The sequence below is a fragment of the Chryseobacterium sp. Leaf180 genome (genome assembly GCF_001424585.1).
Lineage (GTDB): Bacteria > Bacteroidota > Bacteroidia > Flavobacteriales > Weeksellaceae > Chryseobacterium.
In genome coordinates, this window is the sequence record NZ_LMPJ01000001.1 from 1,398,335 (window position 1) to 1,423,303 (window position 24,969).

17 protein-coding genes are annotated in these 24,969 nt (G+C 38.9%); 16 read left to right on the forward strand and 1 reads right to left on the reverse strand.

Features of this window, described 5'->3' with window-relative positions; genetic code table 11:
* The first annotated feature begins 152 nt into the window (after positions 1-152).
* The 13 genes from ASG01_RS06550 (at position 153) to pckA (ending at position 22,694) form a co-directional block, all read left to right on the forward strand.
* Complete coding sequence (locus ASG01_RS06550) at positions 153-1,967, forward strand: glycoside hydrolase family 35 protein (protein WP_055861639.1); 1,815 nt, start codon at positions 153-155, stop codon at positions 1,965-1,967.
* Positions 1,968-1,974: 7 nt separating this feature from the next.
* Positions 1,975-4,083, forward strand: coding sequence for an alpha-L-fucosidase (locus ASG01_RS06555; RefSeq protein ID WP_055861642.1), 2,109 nt, complete (start codon positions 1,975-1,977; stop codon positions 4,081-4,083).
* Between the two features lie 316 nt (positions 4,084-4,399).
* Positions 4,400-4,867 carry a ribosome assembly cofactor RimP gene (gene rimP / locus ASG01_RS06560; RefSeq protein ID WP_055861645.1) on the forward strand — a complete coding sequence of 156 codons (468 nt, stop codon included), beginning with the start codon at positions 4,400-4,402 and terminating at the stop codon, positions 4,865-4,867.
* A gap of 17 nt (positions 4,868-4,884) precedes the next feature.
* Positions 4,885-6,120 carry a transcription termination factor NusA gene (gene nusA / locus ASG01_RS06565; RefSeq protein WP_055861648.1) on the forward strand — a complete coding sequence of 412 codons (1,236 nt, stop codon included), beginning with the start codon at positions 4,885-4,887 and terminating at the stop codon, positions 6,118-6,120.
* 75 nt (positions 6,121-6,195) lie between these two features.
* Positions 6,196-9,162: a translation initiation factor IF-2 gene (gene infB / locus ASG01_RS06570; RefSeq protein ID WP_055861651.1), complete on the forward strand. Its 2,967-nt coding sequence runs from the start codon at positions 6,196-6,198 to the stop codon at positions 9,160-9,162.
* Between the two features lie 283 nt (positions 9,163-9,445).
* Positions 9,446-12,286 carry a SusC/RagA family TonB-linked outer membrane protein gene (locus ASG01_RS06575; RefSeq protein ID WP_055861654.1) on the forward strand — a complete coding sequence of 947 codons (2,841 nt, stop codon included), beginning with the start codon at positions 9,446-9,448 and terminating at the stop codon, positions 12,284-12,286.
* Positions 12,287-12,298: 12 nt separating this feature from the next.
* On the forward strand, positions 12,299-13,702 hold the full coding sequence (locus tag ASG01_RS06580) for a RagB/SusD family nutrient uptake outer membrane protein (RefSeq protein WP_055861657.1): 1,404 nt from the start codon (positions 12,299-12,301) through the stop codon (positions 13,700-13,702).
* A gap of 128 nt (positions 13,703-13,830) precedes the next feature.
* A complete protein-coding gene (locus ASG01_RS06585; RefSeq protein ID WP_055861661.1) occupies positions 13,831-15,774 on the forward strand; it encodes a putative porin in 1,944 nt (647 codons plus the stop codon).
* 10 nt (positions 15,775-15,784) lie between these two features.
* Complete coding sequence (gene bshC / locus ASG01_RS06590) at positions 15,785-17,371, forward strand: bacillithiol biosynthesis cysteine-adding enzyme BshC (RefSeq protein WP_055861664.1); 1,587 nt, start codon at positions 15,785-15,787, stop codon at positions 17,369-17,371.
* Positions 17,372-17,409: 38 nt separating this feature from the next.
* Positions 17,410-19,110 (forward strand): LysM peptidoglycan-binding domain-containing protein, encoded by a 1,701-nt coding sequence (locus ASG01_RS06595; protein WP_055861667.1) that lies wholly within the window; start codon positions 17,410-17,412, stop codon positions 19,108-19,110.
* A gap of 50 nt (positions 19,111-19,160) precedes the next feature.
* A complete protein-coding gene (gene fabD, locus ASG01_RS06600; RefSeq protein ID WP_055861668.1) occupies positions 19,161-20,036 on the forward strand; it encodes an ACP S-malonyltransferase in 876 nt (291 codons plus the stop codon).
* A 10-nt stretch (positions 20,037-20,046) separates the two neighbouring features.
* Complete coding sequence (locus ASG01_RS06605) at positions 20,047-20,949, forward strand: GYDIA family GHMP kinase (RefSeq protein WP_055861671.1); 903 nt, start codon at positions 20,047-20,049, stop codon at positions 20,947-20,949.
* A 128-nt stretch (positions 20,950-21,077) separates the two neighbouring features.
* The gene (gene pckA, locus ASG01_RS06610; RefSeq protein ID WP_055862231.1) at positions 21,078-22,694 is read left to right on the forward strand and encodes a phosphoenolpyruvate carboxykinase (ATP); all 1,617 of its coding nucleotides are present in this window, start codon (positions 21,078-21,080) and stop codon (positions 22,692-22,694) included.
* A gap of 51 nt (positions 22,695-22,745) precedes the next feature.
* Here pckA and ASG01_RS06615 read toward each other — a convergent pair whose 3' ends face one another.
* Entirely contained in the window at positions 22,746-23,153 is a 408-nt protein-coding gene (locus tag ASG01_RS06615; RefSeq protein WP_055861675.1) for a type II 3-dehydroquinate dehydratase, read from the reverse strand.
* A gap of 150 nt (positions 23,154-23,303) precedes the next feature.
* Between ASG01_RS06615 and ASG01_RS06620 the strand changes: the two genes are divergently transcribed.
* From ASG01_RS06620 to ASG01_RS06630, 3 genes are read left to right on the forward strand one after another with little or no spacing between them, the layout of a single operon-like run.
* Entirely contained in the window at positions 23,304-23,576 is a 273-nt protein-coding gene (locus tag ASG01_RS06620; protein WP_055861678.1) for a YHS domain-containing protein, read from the forward strand.
* Complete coding sequence (locus ASG01_RS06625) at positions 23,566-24,246, forward strand: SCO family protein (RefSeq protein WP_055861680.1); 681 nt, start codon at positions 23,566-23,568, stop codon at positions 24,244-24,246. The genes ASG01_RS06620 and ASG01_RS06625 overlap by 11 nt, the downstream gene beginning before the upstream one ends.
* 28 nt (positions 24,247-24,274) lie before the next feature.
* Complete coding sequence (locus tag ASG01_RS06630; protein ID WP_055861683.1) at positions 24,275-24,949, forward strand: superoxide dismutase; 675 nt, start codon at positions 24,275-24,277, stop codon at positions 24,947-24,949.
* The last annotated feature ends 20 nt before the right edge of the window (positions 24,950-24,969 follow it).

The following is a 24,969-nucleotide window of genomic DNA, read 5'->3' on the forward strand; positions in this document are numbered from 1 at the left end:
TCCGCAAAAATACTAAAAATACTTTCATCGCATTTTAAATTCTCATGAACAGTTTTTTTTAAACTTCCTCGTGGTGATATGGTAAAATCATATCTTTTTTAAATACCGAATACTGCTTTTTGTATCTTGGTGCGTATTTAAAATACATCTTCATGAAAAAAATCTGGGTTCTTCTCTTTTTATTAACCATGATGCAGAATTTTCAGTCGCAAAAAAAAGAACGTTTTGCACTTGGCGACCGCGATTTTTTGCTAGATGGAAAACCTTTTCAAATGATTTCCGGTGAAATGCACTGCGCGAGAATTCCGCGGGAAAACTGGCGTGACCGTATGAAAATGGCAAAAGCAATGGGTTTGAATACCATCGGAACCTATGTTTTTTGGAACGCGCATGAAGAAACTCCCGGCACGTATGATTTTAAAGGAAATAACGACATCGCCGCTTTTGTGAAAACCGCTCAGGAAGAAGGTTTGTACGTTGTTTTGCGGCCGAGTCCTTACGTTTGTGCTGAGTGGGAATTTGGCGGATATCCCTGGTGGCTGCTCAAAAACCCGGAACTGAAAGTAAGAAGTACCGATCCTGAATTCTTAACGGCGTACACGCGGTATATTAAACAATTGGCAAAAGAACTCGTACCGCTTCAGATAACCCACGGTGGGAATATTCTGATGATTCAGCTCGAAAACGAATACGGTTCTTACAGTGACGACAAAAATTATCTTGAAATCAATAAAAAAATCTTTCGTGATGCCGGTTTCGACAGTATCCTGTTTACCTGCGATGGTGCCGATATGATGGGAAAAGGTTTTCTGCCTGGTTTGCTTCCCGCCGTAAACGGTCTTGAAGATCCTGAAAAAGTAAAGGAAATCGTCAACAGATATCACAACGGAAAAGGGCCGTATTATGTGGCAGAATGGTATCCTGGCTGGTTTGATAACTGGGGAAAGAAGCACGCGAAGGTTTCTGCAGAAAATTCGGCGAAGACTTTAGACAAACTCTTGGCTGCCGGCATTTCAGTGAATATGTATATGTTTCATGGCGGTACGACGCGCGGTTTTATGAACGGCGCCAATATGAATGTAAATGATCCGTATGCGCCACAGGTTTCAAGTTACGATTACGACGCGCCGCTGGATGAAGCTGGAAATCCGACCGGGAAATTCTATGCTTTTCGCGAAGTGATTAAAAAATATCTTCCGAAAGATCAAAAACTGCCGGAGATTCCGAAGGCGGTAAATACGGTTTCTATTGACAATATTGAGTTTACTTCTTTCGCGTCTCTGTATGATATTTTGCCAAAACCTATGGAATTAGAAAATCCGCTGAGTTTTGAAGAACTCGGTCAGGCGTATGGTTTTGTGCTGTACCGGACAATGATTTCTGAAAGCGGAACAGTGAGCATTAACGGTTTTCGGGATTTTGCATCGGTTTTTTTGAACGGAAATAAAGTGAAAGATCTTGACCGCAGATTAAATGAAAACGAACTGAGTTTAGTTAATGTCAAAGAAAATTCTACGATGGATATTCTGGTTGAAAATAACGGAAGAATCAATTATGGCCCATTTCTAACCGACAACCGGAAAGGAATAACTGAAGATGTACGTTTAAATAAAAATAAAATTCTCAGCTGGAAAATGTACAGCCTGCCTTTTAAAGAGGTAAAGCAGATTAAATTTTTGAACAAACCTTTGGTTTTAAAAAATATTCCGGGTTTTTACAGAGCTGAATTTGTTCTGAAAACAGTGGGTGACACATATCTTGATATGCGGAAATTCGGAAAAGGTTTTGTTTTTCTGAATGGAAAAAATCTCGGAAAATACTGGAAAATCGGACCACAGCAGACCATATACGTTCCTGCAGCATGGCTGAAAAAAGGTAAAAATGAACTGGTTGTTTTTGATGCTTTAAAATCCGGGCACACGACAATTTCCACCGTTTCGAAACCGATTTTAGATCAAAATCAATAAATAGGCAATGAAAGAAAACATTTTTGGATTTTATCTGTTTTTCGTTTGTAGCTTTTTTAATGCTCAAAAACCTCCTGAACCGTACGGTGTGTTACCCACAGAAGCGCAGTTGCGTTGGCACGAAATGGAAATGTATGGCATTATCCACTTCGGCGTTGATACGTATACCGACAAAGAATGGGGCTTTGGCGATGAAAATCCACGTTTGATAAATCCCAAAAATTTTGATGCCGAACAGATCGTTTCTGCGGCAAAAAACGGCGGCCTGAAAGGTGTGATTGTCGTGGCAAAACACCACGACGGTCTGTGTCTCTGGCCAACGAAAACGACTGAGCATAACATCAGCAAAAGCCCATGGAAAAACGGAAAAGGCGATATGGTGAAAGAATATCAGCTCGCCTGCGAAAAACTGGGAATGAAACTGGGGATTTACTGTTCGCCGTGGGACCGGAATTCTGCATTGTACGGTGATAAAAAATATATCGGAATTTTTAAAGATCAGCTGACGGAACTTTATACCAATTACGGTGATATTTTCACGGTATGGTTTGACGGAGCCAATGGTGGTGACGGATTTTACGGCGGTGCCAATGAAGTACGGAAAATCGACCGTTCCGGTTATTATGAATGGGACAAAATCTGGCAACTGACGAGAAATCTGCAGCCAAATGCCGTTGTTTTTGGAGATGTGGGACCAGATGTTCGCTGGGTTGGGAATGAAGAAGGTCATGCGGGAGAAACCAGTTGGGCGACCTATACACCGGAAGCTGCGGAAGCAGGAAAAAATCCTGCAAACGGTTTTACAAAATATCAGCTGGCGACGGAAGGCACTCGAAACGGAAAGTTCTGGATGCCTGCAGAATGCGATGTGCCGATGCGTCCGGGTTGGTTTTATCATGAAAGCCAGAACAGTCAGGTGAAATCGCCTTACGAACTGCTCGATTTATACTATAAAAGCGTTGGGCGCGGAGCCAGTCTCGATTTAGGTTTGTCGCCAAACCGTGACGGTCAGCTTAATGCTGAAGATGTGACTTCGCTGGCACGTTTCGGGAAGATTGTGAAGAATCTTTTTTCTGAAAACCTGGCAAAAAAAGCAAAATTTACAGCGGGCAATATCCGTGGAAATAACGAAGTAAAATTTGGTACGGGATTTTTAGTGGATGATGACCGGTATTCGTACTGGGCAACGGATGATGCTGAAAAAAACCCGGAATTGCTGTTGAGTTTTGATAAAGAAATTGAATTTAATGTGATCAGAATTCGGGAGAATATAAAACTCGGACAGCGCATTGAAAAGTTTTATGTAGAAGCTTTTATCGGAAATAAATGGCAGAAGATTGCCTCAGCGACGGCCATCGGACCAAACCGTTTGCTTATAACTTCAAAAATTATTAGAACCAAAAAAGTCAGGCTTAAGATTGAAGAGTCGCCGGTTTGTTTGGCGATAAGCGATTTCGGACTTTTTCTTGAGCCGGGACATCCTGCAAAACCTGAAATGGTAAGAATGGGTGATGAAGTTTTAATTAAAGCAGAGAAAAATGCGGATCTTTATTTTACACAGGACGGGAAAATACCTGACGGAAAATCTCAAAAATATTCGAAACCCATTGTGCTTATCAATGGAGGAATGATTCGCGCTATTGCAATTCAGAAAGATCAGATGAGTGATGTTGCGACGCAGAATTTTGGTTTGTCAAAGAAAAAATGGAAGATTTCGGCAGGTAAGAATTCTGTGTTAAAAAATGCTGAAAAAATGTCTGATGATAAGGTGAATACTTTTGGAACGGTTGTGCAAAAATCAGGGACAGATTTTCTGCCGCAGGATTTGATTATTGATTTAAATGAAGAAAAAATTATTTCTGCAATTGAATATCTGCCGGGGAAAGAGGAGGAAACCGATGGCGTTGTGGATCAGTATGAGATTTCGGTAAGCACTGACGGCAAAAACTGGAAAACGGTAGCTGGCGGTGAATTTTCAAATATCGCTTCCAACCGTGTTCCCCAAAATATTAAACTGAAGAAACCTGAAAAAGTGCGGTACATCTTATTTAAAGCAAATAAAGTGTTAAGCGGAAATTTTGCTTCGTTTTCTGAGATTAATGTTTTTACGGAATAGAATTTCTTATCGCTTGACTAAAAAGGGATCGTGTATAGATAAAGCGTAGATAAAGCATAGATAGTGTATGGATAGAGCGTGAATGTGGTATGTCGCCGATTTTACATGTAGAATGATAAAAACTGAAAAAAAAGCTTTTAAAATTTTGAGAGAGTGAATTTTCACAGAAAAAGAATGTTAAGATATCGTAGTGTCTGATAATGAACGCAATTTGCATTATTTGTAAAATTATATTATATTTGCACAAGATTAACGGAAATAATGGAAAGGCTTCTAACAGGAAAGCCTTTTTTCGTACAGATAATCAGAGAGTTGTATGGAGTTTAGAAAAAATATAGAATCATTGCTGAATGATTTTCTGAGCACAAGAGAAGATTTGTTTCTTATTGATCTGAAGTTTTCTGCTGGTGATGATATCACAGTGATTTTGGATGGTGATAACGGGGTGACGCTTCAGGACTGTCTGGATGCAAGCCGCGCGATTGAGTTTAATGCAGACCGCGACGAGCACGATTACAGTCTTCAGGTAATGTCTGCCGGCCTTAGCGAGCCGCTTGTAACGCCTAGGCAGTTTAGAAAAAATATCGGCCGCGAAGTGGAAGTGATGTTTGAAGATTCTACAAAAACCGAAGGTGAACTGGCTAAAGTGGACGATGAAAAAATCACGCTCATTCTGCGCTACCGCAAGCCGAAGGAAATCGGTAAAGGTAAAGTGGATGCGGTAGAAGAGAAGGAAATTGCCTACGGAGACATTAAAAAAGCGTTGGTCGTTGTAAAATTTTAATAAAGAAAAAAAGATAAATGGATAATATAGCGTTGATTGAATCCTTTGGTGATTTCAAAGACGAGAAAGGGATCAGTAAAATAGATCTCATGGCGATTATTGAAGATTCTCTGAAGACTCTTCTGAGAAAAAGATTCGACTCTGATGATCATTTTGATGTTATCGTAAATCCTGATAAAGGAGATTTTCAAATATTTTTAAATAAAACCATCGTAGAAGACGATATGTCTGAAGATGATGATCTGGAGATAGAAATTACAGAAGCGAAAAAAATAGATCCTACGTTTGAAGTAGGGGAAGATTTTACCATGGAAATCCCTGTGGCGCAGCTGGGAAGAAGAAATATTCTTACACTGAAGCAGATTTTGGCAACGAAACTTCAGGAGCATAACAATGCAATGCTTTACGATCAGTTCAGAGACCGTATTGGTGAGATCGTAATCGGTGAGATTCATCACATCCGTCACAAACACGTGATTTTGCTTGATGATGAAGACAACGAATTTATTTTGCCTAAAGAAAATCAGATTCCTTCAGACTTCTTCAAAAAAGGAGAAAGCATTCGTGCGATTGTAGAATCGGTAGATTTTAAAGGAAGCAAACCACAGATTATTATCTCAAGAACGGCACCGAAGTTTTTGGAAAAATTGCTGGAGCTTGAGATTCCTGAAATTCAGGACGGAACGATTATTCTGAAAAAAGTAGTTCGTATACCCGGTGAAAAAGCAAAGATTGCTGTAGATGCTTACGATGACAGAATTGATCCTGTGGGAGCTTGTGTAGGAGTAAAAGGTTCAAGAATTCACGGAGTGGTACGGGAATTGAGAAATGAAAATATTGATGTAATACAGTGGTCGAAAAACCCTGAGATCATGGTGAAAAGAGCCTTGGGAAATATTACAATCAACAAAATAGATATCGACGAAGAGGCACAGTATGCAATGGTACATACGCCGGTAGAAGAGATTTCTAAAGTAATCGGAAAGCAGGGACAAAACATCAGACTGGCTTCATGGCTTACAGGCTACGAGATCGATGTTTACAGAGAATCCAGCGAGGATGATGACGTAGATTTGAGAGAATTTAATGATGATATTGAACAGTGGATTTTGGATGAGTTTTTCAAAGTGGGTCTTACCACGGCAAAATCTGTACTGGATAAGGATACCGAAAGCCTTCTGAAACTGGTGGATCTTGAAGAAGAAACCATAGATGAGGTTAAAAATATCTTAAAAGCAGAATTTGAAGATTAAAAATCTGAAAAAGATTTTTGATAAGAACAGAATACAATTTAATTTTTAGAATTAAAAAAACAGTAAATAATATAGATGCCAAAAATAAGATTAAATAAAGCGGTAAAGGAATTTAACATATCGATGTCCCGGCTTGTAGAATTTTTGCAGTCCAAAGACTTCGTTGTGGAAAATAACCCGAACGCCCAATTAGAAGAAGCGGCATATTCTGCATTGGAAGCTGAGTTTGCCAAAGACGGCGAGCAGCGAAAAGCATCCCATGAGGTGGTGATCTCTAAAGTTCCGGAAGAAAAACTGGAAATCGAAGAAAAGAAAACCCCTGAAGTAATAAGAGCTAAAGCAAACAAACCGGAAACCAAAATTTTAGGAAAAATTGATCTTGAACCTAAAAAGCCGGAAGCTGCCGAGGAAAAGCCTGCTGCGGTTGCAGAAGAAAAGGCTGTAGAACCGGAAGCTAAAAAAGAAGAGGTAAAAGAGATAAAAGAAGAAAAATCTGAACCTGCAGCTGTTGCAACGCCGGAAAAGGCTGCACCGGAGAAACAGGAATTTAAGGTTTTAGATAAAATAGATCTTTCACAAATCGAAGGTCGCAGACCGTCCAGAAAGGAGAAGCCAAAAACTGAAGAGCCTAAAGCGGCAACGCCGAAAGTTCAAGAGAAAACGCAAACTCCGGTAGCTGAAACTGAAAAACCTGCACAGAAACAGGAAGAAAAAGTGGAAGCGAAACCTGTAGCTCAAGAAGAAGCACCGGAAAGCCAGAAGATCGAAACAGTTTACCAAAAACTGGACGGCCCAAAGATCGTTGGTGAAAAAATCGACCTTACACAGTTTGCACCGAAACCTGGCGCAGGCGCGAAAAAGAAACGCAAAAGAATCGAAAAACCGGGAACTCCGGGACAGGGTGGAACTGCTCAGCAGGGACAAAACCGTCCGGCAGGACAGACCGGTCCGGGACAGAACCGTCCGCAAGGTCAGGGTAGTCCGGGGCAAAACCGTCCGGGTGGCCAGGCTGGTGGTGCCGGTGGAAATCGTTTTGGTAATAATCAGAACCGTCCGGCAGGCGCAGCAGGTGGCTTTAAAAAAGGTCCGGGAGGTGCAAATGTTCGTCCGGGTCAGAGAACAATGCCTGTAGAATTGACGGATGAGCAGGTAAAAAATCAGATTAAAGAAACTTTAGAAAAACTTACCAATAAAGGAGGGAAATCTAAATCTTCTAAACATAGAAAAGACAAACGTTCTTACCGTAGAGAGCAGGATGAGCGTCAGCAGGAAATCGATGCGGCAGACAGAACATTAAAGGTAACCGAATTCATCACGGTTGGTGAATTGGCAAGTTTAATGAATGTTTCTCCGACAGAAGTAATTTCTGCATGTTTCTCATTAGGCGTAATGGTAACGATGAACCAGCGTCTCGAAGCGGATACACTTCTTTTGGTAGCGGATGAATTTGGGTATAAAATCGAATTCTCTGATGCTGATCTTGAAGATGCTGAAAACGAAGAGGAATTGGATACTGAAGAAAGCCTTGTAACGCGTGCGCCGATTGTTACAGTAATGGGTCACGTCGATCACGGTAAAACTTCATTACTGGATTATGTGAGAAAAACAAACGTAATCGCAGGTGAATCCGGTGGAATTACACAGCACATCGGGGCATACAATGTACAGCTTGAAGGTGGACAGAGAATTACTTTCCTTGATACACCTGGTCACGAAGCGTTTACCGCGATGAGAGCCAGAGGTGCACAGGTTACTGATATCGCAATTATTGTAATCGCTGCGGATGATGATGTAATGCCTCAAACGAAGGAAGCAATTTCGCATGCTCAGGCTGCGGGCGTTCCGATGATTATTGCCATAAATAAAGTGGATAAACCAAGTGCGAATCCGGATAATATCCGTCAGCAGCTTTCAGGAATGAATATCTTGGTGGAAGAATGGGGTGGAAATGTTCAGTCTCAGGAAATATCTGCTAAATTTGGTAATAATGTGGATGATCTTTTAGGTAAAGTATTAGTTCAGTCTGAAATGCTTGAACTGAAAGCTAACCCGGAGAGATCTGCGCAGGGTGTAGTAATCGAAGCTTCATTAGATAAAGGGAGAGGTTATGTTTCAACCATGTTGGTACAGAGCGGAACTTTGAAAGTTGGAGATTATGTTGTAGCCGGTAAAAATCATGGTAAAGTAAAAGCTTTGCTTGACGAAAGAGGGAAAAATCTTGAAGAGGCAGGTCCGTCAATTCCGGCAACCATTTTAGGTTTGGATGGCGCACCGACAGCGGGTGATAAATTCAGAGTATATGCTGATGAAAGTGAAGGTAAAATGATTGCAAACAAACGTGAGCAGTTACAGCGTGAACTTTCAATCAGAACTAAAAAACATACGACACTTGAAGAACTTGGAAGACGTATCGCTTTGGGTGAATTTAAAGAATTGAACATTATCCTGAAAGGTGACGTGGATGGTTCGGTAGAAGCACTTTCTGATCAGTTACAGAGACTTTCAACAGAAGAAATCAGTGTCAATATCCTGCATTCAGGGGTAGGTCAGATTACAGAATCTGATATAAACCTCGCAGCTGCATCTGATGCAATTATCATTGGATTCAACGTAAGAGCCGGTGCCAATGCAAAAGAGCTGGCAGATCGCGAAGAAATCGAAATCCGTACCTATTCAATCATCTACAAGGCGATTGATGAAGTTAAAGAAGCGATGGAAGGGATGCTTTCCCCGGAAATTCAGGAGCAGGTTATCGGTAATGTTGAAATTAGAGAAGTATTCAAAATTTCAAAAGTGGGAACAATCGCAGGTTGTATGGTTCTTACCGGAAAAGTGACGAGACAGTCTAAAGTACGGTTACTTAGAGATGGCATCGTAAAATTTGACGGTGAACTGGAAAGTTTGAAACGTTTCAAAGACGACGTGAGAGAAGTTACCAAAGGCTACGAATGTGGTCTGAATTTGAAAGGATACAATGATATCGAACAAAACGATATTCTTGAAGTCTACGAAGAAGTAGCTGTGAAGAAAAAGCTTAAGTAACAGATTTTAAATAAGATAAAAAGACTACCAAATTGGTAGTCTTTTTTATTTATAATGATTTTAAATAAAAGAAAATGTGAATAAAATCCTTTATTAAAAAAATAGTTTTTAAGGAATTTTTATCCCTGAAAAAGTTTAAATTTTGAAAAAAGAGAAATATTAAAGATCAAATATCATATTATTTTGTTCTAAGATGGCGGATTTTTGTGACCATGCTCATAAAATTTTTGGTTATGTTAATTTTAATTAACATATTTGCCTCATAAATGTTAAAAAACTCATTATGAATGTTAAACTAAAGGTTTTAAGTGCTGGTGCACTTTTCTTTTTAGGACAAGCTGTGTTTTCACAAACCACGAAAAGAGATACAATAACCAAAGAGACTCAAATTGAAGAAGTAATCATGGTTGGTTTCGGTCAAAAAAAGACTGTTTCTGAGTTAACGGGCGCAGTTGGAACTATAAAGTCAGAAGCCATCGAAAATGTACCTGTTGCATCCATTGATAAATTATTTCAAGGTAGGGTAGCGGGTGTTCAGACGGGAAATGCATCTGGTCAGCCAGGTGGATTTGCAACGGTGAGAGTTCGTGGTATTTCTTCAGTCAACGGAGGAGTTAATCCTATTTACGTTGTTGATGGAGTGCGTGTTGCATCTGGTGATCTTACAAGAGGAGCAATCACAGCCAATGTCTTGGCAAACTTAAATACTGAAGATATTGAGAGCATGACTGTGCTTAAGGATGCTGCATCTACTGCTGTGTATGGAGCAGATGCAGGATCTGGTGTTGTAATCATCACTACAAAATCCGGTAAAAAAGGTAAGCCAAAAGTAAGTGCTAATTTTGAATATGGAACGAATTCTAGAGCCATTGAAGGATTACGTGGTCTTAATACCGAGCAATACAGATATTTGTTATCCTATACTTTTGCCAATAACCCTGGTGCTCTAGGTGAAACAGCACCGCTGACTGCAGAACAGTTTATTGCCAATGCTACAAATGGTAAATATGGTGCAGATCTAAGAAATATTTACACAACAACAAATAATACAGACTGGCGTGATGCACTTAGCAGAACAGCGTTTCAGCAATCAATCAATGCTTCCATCAGTGGGGGAAATGATAAAGTAACGTATTACAATTCTGCAAACTATTTTTTGCAAGAGAGCGAAATCAAAGGTTCTGACTTTAAAAGAATGGGTTTTACTAGTAAAGTAAATTACGACGCATCTGAAAAGTTAAAATTTGGTAGTGATGTTCAATTAGCATACAGCAAAATTAATACGCTCAATAACGGAGGCGCATTTTCTAATCCTATTCTGACTGAATTATTCGCCAGACCAACAGATGCTGCTTTTAATCCGGATGGAAGCTATAACTTAGGAACTGGGGGACGGCTAAGTAATAATTTGTTCAATAATGCATATTTGGCAGATAATAACTATTACCGATCAGAAACTGCCAGAGTATTTGCGACGGTTAATGCAGATTACAAAATTATTAAGAACTTAAATTATCGTTTTGTATTAGGTGGGGAATTTATAAATATTGAAAACAACACATACTTAAACCCAATCCACGGAGATGGTTTTCAGGTAAACGGAAGAAAAACAGAATCCATAGAAAGATTCTTTAACTGGAACTTATCAAACATTTTAAGCTATAATTTTGTTATAGGAGAAAAAAATAACTTTGACGTAAGGATAATTCAGGAAGCTTATCAAAGACAAAATCATGCAGTGGGAGCTAGTGGAACGTCGGTAGGATCTCCAACTTTACAAGGTTTAACCAATTTCGTGAAGCCTGCATCGTTCTTTGGAGATAGAGGCAAAAGTTCTCGTACCGGATATGCGGCTGTATTGAATTATAACTTTGATAAAATTTTTACAATTGATGCTTCGTATAGAAGAGATGCACTGTCAAATTTTCAGCCTGGCCAAAAATGGGGTGATTTTTATTCTGTCGGCGTAGCGGTAGATTTGGCAAGAATAAACTTTGTACGTGACATTGATCAGATTTCACTTTTTAAACTTCGTACATCTTACGGACTGGTTGGTAATCAGATTAGCAGCACACCATATTCATTATTAGGTTTTACAACCAATTATAATGATTTGGCCGCTGTAACTTATAGTGGTGTTAATAACCCCAATTTAAAGTGGGAAGTAATCAAACCTTTGAGTTTTGGTATTGACGGTGGATTATTTAATAACAGAATAACTTTTACTGCAGAATATTATCATAAAGAAACTACTGATTTGGTTTTTTCACAACCGCTTTCATTAGCGCAGGGATTATCTGCTTATGACAAAAACATCGGTACTTTAGTAAATAAAGGTTTCGAATTTGCCGTAAATGGAGACATTATTCGTAATAACGATCTTATCTGGTCTCTTGGTGGAAATTTCAGTACACTTAATAACGAGATTACAAAGTTATATGGTGGACAGGATATTATACAAGGGTCTACGATTTTGCGTGAAGGAGAAGGTGTTGGTACATTTTATATGAGAAAATGGGCGGGTGTAGATCCTTCAAATGGTAACGCGCTATGGTATATCAATGGGATAGATGGAGAAACAACCTCAAATTATAATGCAGCACAGTTAGCAGTACAAGGCAGTAATTTTGCGAAAAAATACGGAGGCATAAATACCCGCATTATTTATAAAGGATTCTCTTTGGATGCTCTGGCTACTTTCGGTTTCGGAGGAAAAGTTTTGAATGACTGGGCAAATTATACTTCGTCAGACGGGCAGTATACGTTTAGCTTTCCTGGTTCAACTGATGCATTGGATTTCTGGACTCCATCAAATCCAAACGCAGCGAATCCAAAACCAATCTATAACAATACAACATTATCAAATAGAGTTTCATCAAGATTTTTGTCAAAAACAGATTATTTCCGTTTAAGCAATATTAAAATAGGGTACAGGTTTACAGCCGAAAAACTGAGAGGATCGGGGCTCAGTGGTTTTGAGGTATATGTACAGGGAAATAATATCTGGACTCACTTGTATGACGATACACTTAGATTTGATCCGGAAAATAATCTTACAACAACAAACAATTTGAATTTGCCGGTTCAGAAAACTTATTCTTTAGGATTAAACCTACAATTTTAAAAATTTAAAAAAATGAAAAATAGAATATTAAAATATACATTTATAGCGTGTCTATCCACAGTCGCTTTATCGTCATGTAGTGAAGACTTTGTCGAAACAGAATTTTTTCAGTCTATTGAGCAGCGCCCGCTGATTTCTATAGAAGAAATGGAATCGACGGTGAGAGGTCAGTACAATGCTATGCGTTCAGCATCTTATTATGGATGCGATTTTACGATGATATCTGAAATTCGTAGCGACAATATGTTTACAAACCAGGCAAGTGGGTACTATAATACTGTAGCAAACTTTTCAATGTTATCTAATGATCAGTATGCTACCGGGCCATATACGCAGATGTACAGAACTGTAGCTTTAGCTAATCTAGTAATAAACAATGTTTCGCCAACACCTTTATCTTGGAAGCAAAGCGTTGATCCGACTGCAATAGCAAATAAAGAGAAATATATTAAAGGTCAATCGTACGCTGCCCGAGCACTGGCATTTTTTGATGCTCTCAGATTATTTGGTCAGGAATATGCAGGTGGAACTACAGGAGTGGTAATTCCTACGGTATATAATCCTGAAGCTTTACAGCCTAGAGCAACTGTTGCTGAAACGCGAGCTCGAATTGAAGCAGATTTTGAACAGGCTATTTTATTAATGTCGCCAACTTTAGATAATTTTGGTGATAAGACAGTTCTGAATACATTATCAGTAAAGGCTTTAATGTCAAGATATTATTTATACAAAGGTGATTATGCTAAAGTGAGATCTTTAGTTAATGATATAGTTACCGCAAATAAATACCTGGTTATAGGTAGAGGTGATTATGCTGCGAGTTTCAGAAGTACTTCTGCACAAAACTCTATGTTTGAATTGGCCATTGGTAGTTTGGGTGATCTTGGAACAACTTCTACATCATATAAATTACTTCCTGCTCCAAACGGATACGGTAATATGAAAGTACTTACTGCCTTAAGGAATTCTTATGATACAAATGATATAAGATTGGCAGGCATTACAACTGCACTCGTTCTCAATGGTAAATATATCAACACATTTGATAACATAAAAATGGTGCGTTATGAAGAAGTACTTTTAAATGGAGCCGAGGCGGAACTAAACGGTGGTTCGGCTGCTAAAGCAGTAACTTATTACAACAGCATCTTATCAAATAGAATATTGAACTATGTTCCTGTCACAACTGTTACATTGGATAACATTTTTTCTGAAAGAAAGAAAGAGCTTGTCGGTGAAGGTTTTGGTATGTTTGACTTACTAAGAAGAGGACTTCCTGTAACGCAAAGAACAGTAGCAGGTGCAACTGTAAGCACAAAGCCTGTAGGAACGAATCTATTGGCATTTCCTATACCAAGAGCGGAAATCAACGTTCCGGGAACACCAGTTACACAAAATCCAGGTTATAGTAACTAACTGAGATTATTTTTTACTTCAAAACCCTGCATTACGCAGGGTTTTTTGTATCTCATTATTTCATACTTTTGTCGGGACAATATCTTGCTGCTTTTTTATACGGCGGGATCTCATTTTTTTGACTGTAAATGAAATACATACTATTTATTTTTCTGTTTGTCGTTGCCGGTTTGAAGGCACAGATCGTAAGTAAAACAGATTCCAATACACTGGAGAAAAAACAGGCTGAAGCAGATACGCTCATCATTGATTCGGGGAAGAAAGATTCTCTGGCGATTTTTAAACCGACCATCAGAGACTACACTTTCCAGAAACAGTACGGCGAGAAGAAAGTTTTTGATACGGTAATGACGTTTGATAAAACCTACATTTTCTCACAATATAACAACCGCGATAATTTTGGACGCGTTCAATTTTCAAACATCGGTGCGGGTTTTAATCCTTTAACTTACGAGATGAATCCGGAGCAGAATTTATCATTGCTTCCCACCAATAAATCATACGTCATCGAGTCTGTAAACGATATTCAGTATTACGATGTAAAAACGCCAACCGCCACATTTATTTATCATAATGCGATGAAAAATGGCGCTGCATTGAAATCATTATACACACAAAATATTGGGAAACAGTTTAATTTCGCTTTAGAATATACCGGTTTGCGGTCGCAGGGTTTATACAGGAATGACCTTTCGGCAAACAACCGCACGCTTTTTACCGGTCATTATATTTCTAAAAAAGGCAATTACGAACTTTTCACGCATTACCTTCACCAAAATGTAAACAATCAGGAAAATGGAGGTATTACCGGTGATGAAGATTTCCGTGACGGAAACTCAGAATTCAGCAACCGGCTAAACTTTCAGGTAAATCTGCAGGGCGCGAGTTCTCAGTATTCGTACCGCAGGTATTACCTCACGCACCAGTTTACACCGTTCAATTCGGGAAAATTTCCGTTCAGAATCCGTCATACGATTTCGAATCAGGGCAATAAATATTATTTTCAGCAGGGAACGCCCGAGCCGTTTTACTTCACACAGCCCACGCAGTTGGTGGTCGGTTTTCCTTTAAATACGAGAAAATATTCCAATAATCTAAGCAATACTTTAAGCTTGGTTTTTGACAATAAGGCATTTAAACTTGACGCTGGAGTTCGCTATCAGAATATCAAATTCGGTCTTACCGAAAGCCTTCTGCCGAATCTCGGAATTCCGCTTGAGCAGACTGAAAGCCGTCTCGGTGCGCTGGGAAATATCGAAGTAAAACTTTTTGATAAATTTCAGCTTAATTCATTTCTCGAAGTTTCGCGTGGCAATGCTTTCGGAAGTTATCTGAGAACGACGAACAATGTGAAATTTGAACCAATAAAGGATTACTTTGTCGATGCACACCTCAATTTCCAGAGTGCCGTGCCTTCGTTCAATTATCTCGCAAATACTTCTGTTTACAGCCGCTACAATTATTATCTTCAGGATGTAAAAAACCAAACGGTAACCGATATTGGTGGAAGTGTAAATCTGAAATGGTTCCAAAGCCAGATTTTCGCCAATATTTACCGCATAGACAATTATGCGTATTTCGACGCTGCGGCTTTGCCAAAACAGAGTTCAGGCTCAGTAAATATTTCGCAGATTGGTGGCGACGCGACTTTTTCGTACGGGAAATTCCATCTTAATTCGCGGGTTCAGTTTCAGGGCGTTTTGACCAATAAAGAACTTTTACCACTTCCGGCTTTTATCGGCAGAGCGAATTTTTTCTTCCAGACGCGTGCGTTCAAGAAAGCAGCTGAAATACAGGCAGGTTTGAAAGTGTATTATTTTTCGAAATTTTCATCGCGTGAGTTTTTCCCGATTTTAAATGAATATATTTTGCCCGGTGCCAATTCTTTCGCGATTGGCGGACAGCCGATTGCAGACATTTATTTTAATCTGAAAGTGAAAAAAATGTTTTTCTTCATCGAAGGACAGCAGATCGGCACTGTTATTTCACACAACAAAGCCTACACGTTTCCGCATTATCCGACCTACGATTTCAGGTTGAATATCGGAATTGTATGGTATCTGTTTAATTAAAAATTAGATTTTGAAAACAATAGGAGAACTTCCTTTCCGCGATCTGGAAAGCATTCCGCAAGCAATCAAAGATTTTCTGGCAGGAGAAATCGATGGTTTTGAAAATAAAACTTTTTCCGGAGAAAATTTTGCATCACAGATTGCAGAAAAAGGTAAAGCCTTTTCCTTTTCGCAGCGAAATCTTATTCAGCAGGTTTTCAGAAAACAGTTTTCCGGTTTAGATTTATCTGATCTTCAGATTCAAAATATCGACGCACTTTCCGACGAAAAAACCTTTACCATTACAACCGGTCATCAGCTCAATCTTTTTTCTGGGCCGTCTTTTTTCATCTATAAAATTTTGCAGACGATCAAAACCTGCACTTTTCTGAAGTCAAATTTTCCTGAAAATCATTTTGTCCCGGTTTTTTGGATGGCTTCTGAAGATCATGATTTTGCAGAAATCAATCATTTCAAAACTGAAAATGCGTTTTACGAAATCAATGAAAAATCAGGAAGTGCGGTTGGAAAAATTAAGGTAAACGAATTATCTTTTATTTCTGAATTTGAAAAAGAATTCAGAGATTCTCTCTTCGGCACCGAATTGATTTTAATACTGAAAGAAGCCTACGCGAAAGGAAATACGCTTACAGAAGCGTCAAAAACGCTCGTTCAAAGGCTGTTTTCCCACTACGGACTTTTAATTTTAGACGGAGATGATGCTGATCTAAAAAAGACCATGATTCCTGTTTTTGACGACGAACTGCTGAATTTTAGTATATCTGAGAAAAGCAAAAGAATGGTCGGTTTGCTTTCTGATAAATACGGCAAAGTGCAGGTAAATCCGCGGGAGATCAATTTATTTTATCTCTCTGAAACTCGTAACAGAATAGATTTTGACGGAAAAAACTACATCATTGTCGATACCGATTTAAAATTTTCTCAGGAAGAAATCATCGCTGAACTACAAAATCATCCGGAAAAATTCAGTCCGAATGCTTTGATGCGGCCGGTTTATCAGGAAAATATTTTGCCAAATCTTGCCTACATCGGCGGAAATGCAGAAATTATGTACTGGCTTGAATTGAAAGATTACTTCGAAGAAAAAAATATTCCTTTTCCAGTTTTAATTCCAAGAAATTCGATGCTTTTCATTAGGCAGAAAACTTTGGATAAGATAGCCAAACTCAACCTGAAATTGGAAGATTTCTTTGGAAGTTTTGCAAAAGTCACGGAAGCAAAAATTCTTGAAAATACAGATATTCTTCAGCTTTTAGACGAAAAGCAAAACCAGCTGGAAAGTGCTTTTGAAGAAATAAGAAAACTCGCCGAAACGACTGAAAAATCATTCGGAAATTTGGTAAAATCCGAAGAAACACGCCAGCTCAAAGCTTTTAAACGGATGCGGAAGCGTTTGCTTCATGCCGAAAAAATAAAACAGGGTGAACTTCTCGAGCGTCTCGAAAAACTTTTTACTGAGATTCATCCCGCAAAAATCTGGCAGGAAAGGGTCTTAAATTTCAGTGTTTTCTACGCAGATTTTGGGATCGAATGGATCGAATTCTGCCTTCAGGAAATGCCTGCCGACCAAAGCGAATTATTAATTGTTGCCATTTAATTTTAAAGAAGTATTTTTGTGTCTAATATTTTTGGAACATGATTAAGAGGTTTTTTGTATTGTCGGGTCTGTGTTTTTTTCTCAGTATCAATGCGCAGAGAACGCATACCGTGATAAAAGGAGACACACCGTATAATATTTCTAAAAAATATGGTATTTCGGTAGACGATCTGCTGAAAATGAACCCAAAATTTAAAGACGGAAGGCTTGCAATCGGAAGTGTTTTGACAGTAAAATCTGCTGCAGCAACGCCTTCTGCACCAAAAACAGGTGCAATTGTTATTCTCCCAAAACAGACGGTTTACGGAATTACGAAACAATTTCACATCACAGAAGCTGATATCAGAAAGCTGAATCCGGATTTGGATGCGCACATGAAAATTGGTGACCAGATCATTCTTCCTTCAGAAAATATAAAAAAATATGGTGGCGTTCAGCAGGCGGTAACGCCGGTTTCAGCACCTGTTGAAAATCAAAGTGCGTCTGTCGCTTCAGGAAATAAAACAAAAGTTGATGCCGGAAACGACCGTTCCCTGAGAAATGTTTCTTCCGAGAACGGCGACGAATATGCGACTTATACAGTAGAAGCGGGCGACACGGTTTTCTCTATCGTAAATAAATACGGAATTACCATTGACGAACTTTTGGCACTAAACCCAGAGCTTGCAAAAGGTTTAAAAACCGGAATGGTTTTAAAAATCAGAAAACTCGATCCTGCCTACGTGAAGAAAAACGGTGATGCGCTGAATGTGGTACTGATGCTGCCTTTTGGGTACAGTTCAAACGAAACGCAGTACCGAAGCATGGCCCTAGATTTTCTTACCGGAGCAAAACTCGCGATTGAAAGAAATGCCAAAAACGGACAGAAACTTGACATTAAAGTTGTAGATTCCGGGAACGAAGCTTCGTTTAAAAGTTCGCTTACCCAAATAAATACCAATAATACCGATCTGATTATCGGCCCGTTCTTCAAATCGAATGTGGTTGATCTTTTACAGTTCACCGGAAATCAGAAAATCCCGGTGGTTGCGCCTTTTGCAAATTCTCCTGAGCTGTATAATTACAGCAACCTGATTATTGTAGAGACGAACGATAAAAGTTACGCCGACAAGATTGCGGATGAAGTAAAATCTGTGTATTCAAATGAGAAAATTTACATCGTTGGCGATTCTAAAAAAGAAACGGTAGCATATTTAAGATCAAATTTAGAAAAAGCGGTAAAAAATCCGGTTATTTCTGTCGTTAATTCTGCTTCTGATATTCAGCTTGATAAAAATATGATGACGGGACAGTCTGCTCCTGTGATCGCTATTTTGGCCAATGAAAACGATGCTGTAGGCGAAGCTTTTTCTTCGAAAATGATTAATCTTTCTAAAGAAGTTTCTGGGATGCGTGCTTTCAGCATGTACTCTGTACCGAGTTTTGAAAAAAATGTTGACGAACTCAGCCAGGTTAATCTGGTTTATCTAATGGACAGAACAATCAATACCGACGGTAGTTTTGAGAAGGAAATTATCGCCGCGTATAAGGCAAAATACTGCAAAACGCCACCGAAATATGCAATTATCGGTTTTGATGTCGTAAATGATATGCTAAGCCGTGAGAATAAAAAAGGTGAAATTTTTCGTCAGATCAATAAAGTGCAGACGCAGCTGGCGACAAAATTTGAGTTTGTACGTGCGAAAGCCAACGGAGCTTATGTAAATACAGGCTACCGCGTGATTCGCCTCGTTCCGTAATGATTTTTGAAAACCGATATTAAAAATATTTATAAATTTTAATTTAAAAAATGAAAGCACTTGTATTTCCTGGGCAGGGTTCACAGTTTGTAGGGATGGGAAAAGAGTTGTACGATTCCCGAAAAGACATCAAAGACATGATGCAGTCTGCCAATGATATTTTGGGATTCGATATACTTTCAATAATGTTTGGAGGGCAGGACGAGGATCTTAAAAAGACTGAAGTTACGCAGCCTTCAATTTTTATACATTCGGTTGCAGCTTTGAAAGCCGTAAACGGTCTGGGTGCTGAAATGGTTGCCGGGCACTCTCTTGGCGAATTTTCTGCGCTTGTAGCAAATGGTGTTTTATCTTTTGATGATGGTTTAAAACTCGTTTCTGCGCGTGCGAAAGCGATGCAGGAAGCTTGTGATGCCAATCCAAGTTCTATGGCCGCAATTTTGGGTCTGGATGATGCTAAAGTGGAAGAAATTTGTTCGCAGATCTCAGGAATTGTTGTTCCCGCGAATTATAACTGTCCTGGTCAATTGGTAATTTCCGGTGAAACCAGCGCGGTCGAAGAAGCGTGTGTAAAATTAAAAGAAGCTGGTGCAAAAAGAGCTTTGCTGTTGCCTGTAAACGGAGCTTTTCATTCTCCACTAATGCAGCCGGCGCAGGAACGTCTTGCAGCAGCAATTAATACGACGAAGTTTAGAAAGGCGACAATCCCGGTGTATCAGAATATTACGACAACGGCAGTTACCGATCCTGAAGAAATTAAGAATAATCTGATTGCCCAACTTACCGGACCGGTAAAATGGACGCAGTCGGTACAAAATATGATCAAAGACGGCGCTACAAAATTCATCGAAGTGGGCCCGGGAAAAACGCTTCAGGGACTTATCAAGAAAATCGATGCTTCTGTAGAAGCAGTTTCTGCGATCTAAAATTTACACTATGGGCAGAATTTATTCACCGGGAAAGCTGATGCTTACTTCAGAATATTTTGCCGTAGACGGAGCTCTTGTTCTGGCAGTTGCGACTAAGCCTGGACAAGAGTTTTTTTTTGAAGAAAACGATGATCAGCAGTCTGTTGTTTTCTGGGAAGCTTATCATCAGAATGAAATCTGGCTTACAGCTAAAATTGATTATAAAAACTGGACTGTTTTAGAAACCAATCTTCCGGAAAATGCGGTTTTTATTTTAAAAGTATTGCAACATGTTCAGCAGCTTTCTGACATCAGATTTAAATCAGATTATTCTTATCATCTTAAAACCAATCTTCAGTTTCCTGCTGACTATGGTTTGGGAAGCAGTTCAACGCTCATGACTAATCTTGCAGAATGGTCACAAATCGATCCTTTTATTTTAAATGAAAAAAGCCTTGGCGGCAGCGGTTATGATATCGCTGTGGCGCAGGCAAAATGTGCTGTCCTTTACAGGAACCAACCTGATATTTTTTATGAAAAGGTAATTTATCATCCTCCATTTGCCGGTGAATTAATTTTTATTCATTTAAATTTAAAACAAAACAGCCGTGAAGGAATTCAGCTTTACAGGTCAAAATCAAAGTTAGAAGAACTGATCAGTTTTTTTTCTGATCTTACAAAGAAAATTTTATTATGCGGAGAATTGGAAAAATTTTCTGCATTAATGATGCAACATGAGCAAGAAATATCCCATTTTATTGGAATTCCGACAGCTAAGTCGCTGTATTTCAAAGATTGTCCGGTTTTTGTGAAAAGTTTGGGCGCTTGGGGCGGTGATTTTGTAATGAGCCAAAAATTTACCGGTTACGAAGACTATTTTCGGGGCAAAGGTTTTACCACAATTTTTAGTTGGAGTGATTTAATAGATTGAAAATCAGAATTTTAATTATCGTATTTTTTATTTGTCATATAATCTGATATGTTTATATTTATCCACGTTTAACAATTTGTTAATATTTGCAAACGGAAAATCAGCAACAAGTAGAAAATATAGGTACAATGAAAAATGCTAGAATCGTTCAGGATTTAGAAAAATTAGGGATTAAAGGAGCGTATGAAATTATGTATAACCCTTCGTACGAAGAGTTGTATCAAGCGGAAGTTTCGCCGGAAAATCAGGGTTTTGAAAAAGCAGAGGTAACAGAATCTGGAGCTGTATCTGTAAAGACAGGAATTTTCACTGGCCGCTCGCCAAAAGACCGATATATTGTAAAGGATGTAGAGTCTGAAAACACAATTTTCTGGGACGGAAAAGTGAATCTGCCCACAACTTCTGAGATTTTCGAATCTTGTAAAGATCTGGTAATCGACCAGCTTTCAAAATCAAAAAAAATATATGTAGTAGACACGTTTTGTGGAACCAATGCTGATACACGACTGAAGGTAAGATTCATCGTGGAAGTAGCTTGGCAGGCACATTTCGTAACCAATATGTTCATCAGACCTTCTCATTTTGAGCTGGAAAATTTTGGTGAGCCGGATTTCACCGTAATCAACGGTTCTAAAACGACTAATCCAAACTGGCAGGAACAAGGTTTGAATTCTGAAAACTTTGTGATGTTTAACCTTACAGAGAAACTTCAGATCATCGGCGGAACGTGGTATGGTGGCGAGATGAAGAAAGGAATGTTTGCAATGATGAATTATTATCTTCCGCTGAAAGGTATGGCATCAATGCACTGCTCGGCAAATGTAGGTGAAGAAGGTGATGTAGCGCTATTCTTCGGACTTTCCGGTACAGGAAAAACGACTTTGTCTGCAGACCCTAAAAGATATTTAATCGGCGATGATGAGCATGGCTGGGACAATAATGGTGTTTTCAACTATGAAGGCGGATGTTATGCTAAAGTAATCGATCTTTCGGCTGAAAAGGAACCCGATATTTTCAGAGCCATCAGAAGAGATGCACTGCTGGAAAATGTTGTAGTAAACGACGGAATCTCTGATTATACAGACGGATCGATCACAGAAAATACGAGAGTTTCTTATCCTATTTATCATATCAACAAAATCGTTTTGCCTTCAAAAGCAGGTCACGCGAGTAAGATTGTTTATCTTTCTGCGGATGCTTTCGGCGTTTTGCCTCCGGTTTCTATTTTAGATGAAAACCAGGCACAGTATCATTTCCTTTGCGGTTATACTTCAAAGCTTGCAGGTACAGAAAGAGGAATCACAGCTCCTGAACCATCGTTTTCACCGGCATTTGGTGAGGCATTCTTAACTTTGCACCCAACAATGTACTCTAAAACATTAATCGGGAAAATGAAAGAACACGGTGCTAAAGCATATTTGGTAAACACAGGCTGGAACGGAACCGGAAAAAGAATTTCTTTAAAAGATACGCGTGCGATTATTGATGCGATCATCGACGGATCGATTGACAAAGCTGCGAAAACGACCATCCCAATTATGAACCTCGAGATTCCGAATGCTTTGCCAAATGTTTCCGAAGGAATTCTCGATCCAAGAAATACCTACAGCGATGTTGCTGAATGGGAAGAAAAAGCAAAAGATCTCGCGGCGAGATACATTAAAAACTTCGAACAGTACTGCGATACTGAGGAAGGAAAAAAATTGGTACACTGCGGTCCACAGCTTCAGGAAGAAACCATTTAGAAATAAAAAAAAGCCTTATCAATTTGATGAGGCTTTTTTTTTGTTCGATATTTATTTAAAACTAAATATTGCCAACCTGTAACCATTCATTCCAAAACCGGACAGCACTGCATCAGTATTTGCAGCCGTCACAGACTTCTGACGAAACTCTTCTCTTTTATAAATATTGCTGATGTGAACTTCCACCTTCGGCTTCTGAATATTCTTTAAACAGTCGGCAATCGCGTATGAATAGTGCGTAAAAGCTCCGGGATTAATCACAAGCGCATCAAAATCATCTTCCTGCAAACGGTTGATCAGTTCTCCTTCAATGTTCGACTGGAAAAAAAGAATTTCATGAGAAGAAAATTCAGGTTTTATTTGCTCCAGATAATTTTCCATCGAAGTATTTCCATAGATTTCCGGTTCTCTCGTTCCCAGAAGATTGAGATTCGGACCATTTACAATTAAGATTTTCATGCGATAAAAGTAGATATTTTTTTTCGCATCACTACAAATAATCGTTCCAAGTGATATTGGTCATTTTCTCGACATCAATAAATTTACGTTGTATCTTTGTTAGAAAGTCGACTTTTCAGACTTATTAAAATGTAATTAAATATAATTAATATGAAAGCAAAGATCTTTTTATCAACTTTATTTTGTGTTTCAATGATGTCTTGTGCACAGGAAACGCCAAAAGTAAAGCATAAAACAAAAAAGGAAAACACTCAGAACAAAAATGCTAAAACGAAGTTTGCGAACGCCGTAGATCCAATCTGCAAAATGAAAACTGATGAAAATACCAAAGTTAGCGCGGTGTATAAAAATAAAACGTACGGTTTTTGCAGTGATTATTGTAAGGATGAGTTTTTGAAAAGCCCGGAAAAATATGCCAGGTAAGCTAACGGAAAAGGAACAGAAAAATAAATGGCTTCTGCCTTCGCTTTTGCTGGTTTTGATTGCCGCAGTGATTTTTTTTGGAATGAAATATTTTGAAAAGAATCTGTACACGGTAATGAAAGTGCCTGAATTTGCGCTGACAGATCAGAATAATAAGCAGCTGACCAATCATGATCTGCTGGGGAAAGTTTATCTCGTGGAGTTTTTCTTTAGTAAATGTCCTACGATTTGTCCGGTAATGAACCGAAATATGATGCATATTCAGCATGAAATTAAAAATCCTGAGTTTCAGATTGTATCAATAAGTATTGATCCCGAAAATGATACGCCGGAAAATTTAAAAAAGCATGCAAAAAATATTGGTGCTGATCAATATCGGTGGCATTTTCTGACTGGAAACCGTGATTATATCGGCAGGATTGCTGACCAGTTTGATATTTATGTTGGCGACAATGAAGATGAAAGCGAGAATCTCAATCACAGCGGAATGATTGCTTTGGTTGATAAAGAAGGGAATATCAGATGTAGATTTGATAAAAATAATGTTCCGGTTCTTTACTACAGTGGCTTAAACTATGAAGATCCGCAGGGAAAAGTCGCAAAGCTTACCGGAAAATATCATCCCGACAGAGAGGCTTTAATTGAAGATATAAAAAAGCTTTTAAAATAGAATTATAATTAACTTCAAAATATAATTTATGAAAATGATTAAAGTAGCTGCTTTTTCGGCAGTTTTGATGGCACAGTTTGCGATGGCGCAATTCAAGCAAAGCCCTTTACCTTACGCTTACAACGCTTTGGAAGGAAATATTGATGCCAAGACAATGGAGATTCATTATTCCAAACATGCTGCAGGGTATGTAGCCAACTTGAACAAAGCAATTGCTGGCACACCGCAGGAAAAGCAGTCGCTGTTTCAGATTTTATCTAAAGCTGGAACATTGCCTATGGCTGTAAGAAATAACGCCGGCGGACACTACAACCACGAGCTTTTCTGGACAGTTATGACGCCTGAGAAAAACACGAAGCCTTCTGCTAAATTGTCAAAAGCTATTAATGATTCTTTCGGAAGTATGGAAGCTTTTAAAGAGAAGATGAGCAAAGCAGGAGCCGACCGTTTCGGAAGTGGCTGGGCTTGGCTTTCGGTAGATCAAAACGGGAAACTTTTTGTCTCTTCAACTCCAAACCAGGATAATCCGCTGATGGATGTTGTAGAAGAAAGAGGAACACCAATCTTCGGAATTGACGTTTGGGAGCATGCTTATTATCTGAAATATCAAAATAAAAGAGCCGATTATCTTACCGCAATCTGGAATGTAACCAACTGGAAAGAGATCAGCAAACGTTACGAAGATGCAATTGCAAAGAAGTAAAAGTTTAAAAAATACTTAAA

Coding starts and splice junctions, on each gene's coding strand:
- fabD (WP_055861668.1), top strand. CDS start 19,161: ATGAAAGCACTTGTATTTCCTGGGCAGGGTTCACAGTTTGTAGGGATG.
- ASG01_RS06630 (WP_055861683.1), top strand. CDS start 24,275: ATGAAAATGATTAAAGTAGCTGCTTTTTCGGCAGTTTTGATGGCACAG.
- ASG01_RS06620 (WP_055861678.1), top strand. CDS start 23,304: ATGAAAGCAAAGATCTTTTTATCAACTTTATTTTGTGTTTCAATGATG.
- ASG01_RS06575 (WP_055861654.1), top strand. CDS start 9,446: ATGAATGTTAAACTAAAGGTTTTAAGTGCTGGTGCACTTTTCTTTTTA.
- ASG01_RS06555 (WP_055861642.1), top strand. CDS start 1,975: ATGAAAGAAAACATTTTTGGATTTTATCTGTTTTTCGTTTGTAGCTTT.
- rimP (WP_055861645.1), top strand. CDS start 4,400: ATGGAGTTTAGAAAAAATATAGAATCATTGCTGAATGATTTTCTGAGC.
- ASG01_RS06585 (WP_055861661.1), top strand. CDS start 13,831: ATGAAATACATACTATTTATTTTTCTGTTTGTCGTTGCCGGTTTGAAG.
- ASG01_RS06605 (WP_055861671.1), top strand. CDS start 20,047: ATGGGCAGAATTTATTCACCGGGAAAGCTGATGCTTACTTCAGAATAT.
- ASG01_RS06595 (WP_055861667.1), top strand. CDS start 17,410: ATGATTAAGAGGTTTTTTGTATTGTCGGGTCTGTGTTTTTTTCTCAGT.
- infB (WP_055861651.1), top strand. CDS start 6,196: ATGCCAAAAATAAGATTAAATAAAGCGGTAAAGGAATTTAACATATCG.
- ASG01_RS06550 (WP_055861639.1), top strand. CDS start 153: ATGAAAAAAATCTGGGTTCTTCTCTTTTTATTAACCATGATGCAGAAT.
- nusA (WP_055861648.1), top strand. CDS start 4,885: ATGGATAATATAGCGTTGATTGAATCCTTTGGTGATTTCAAAGACGAG.
- pckA (WP_055862231.1), top strand. CDS start 21,078: ATGAAAAATGCTAGAATCGTTCAGGATTTAGAAAAATTAGGGATTAAA.
- ASG01_RS06580 (WP_055861657.1), top strand. CDS start 12,299: ATGAAAAATAGAATATTAAAATATACATTTATAGCGTGTCTATCCACA.
- ASG01_RS06615 (WP_055861675.1), bottom strand. CDS start 23,153: ATGAAAATCTTAATTGTAAATGGTCCGAATCTCAATCTTCTGGGAACG.
- ASG01_RS06625 (WP_055861680.1), top strand. CDS start 23,566: ATGCCAGGTAAGCTAACGGAAAAGGAACAGAAAAATAAATGGCTTCTG.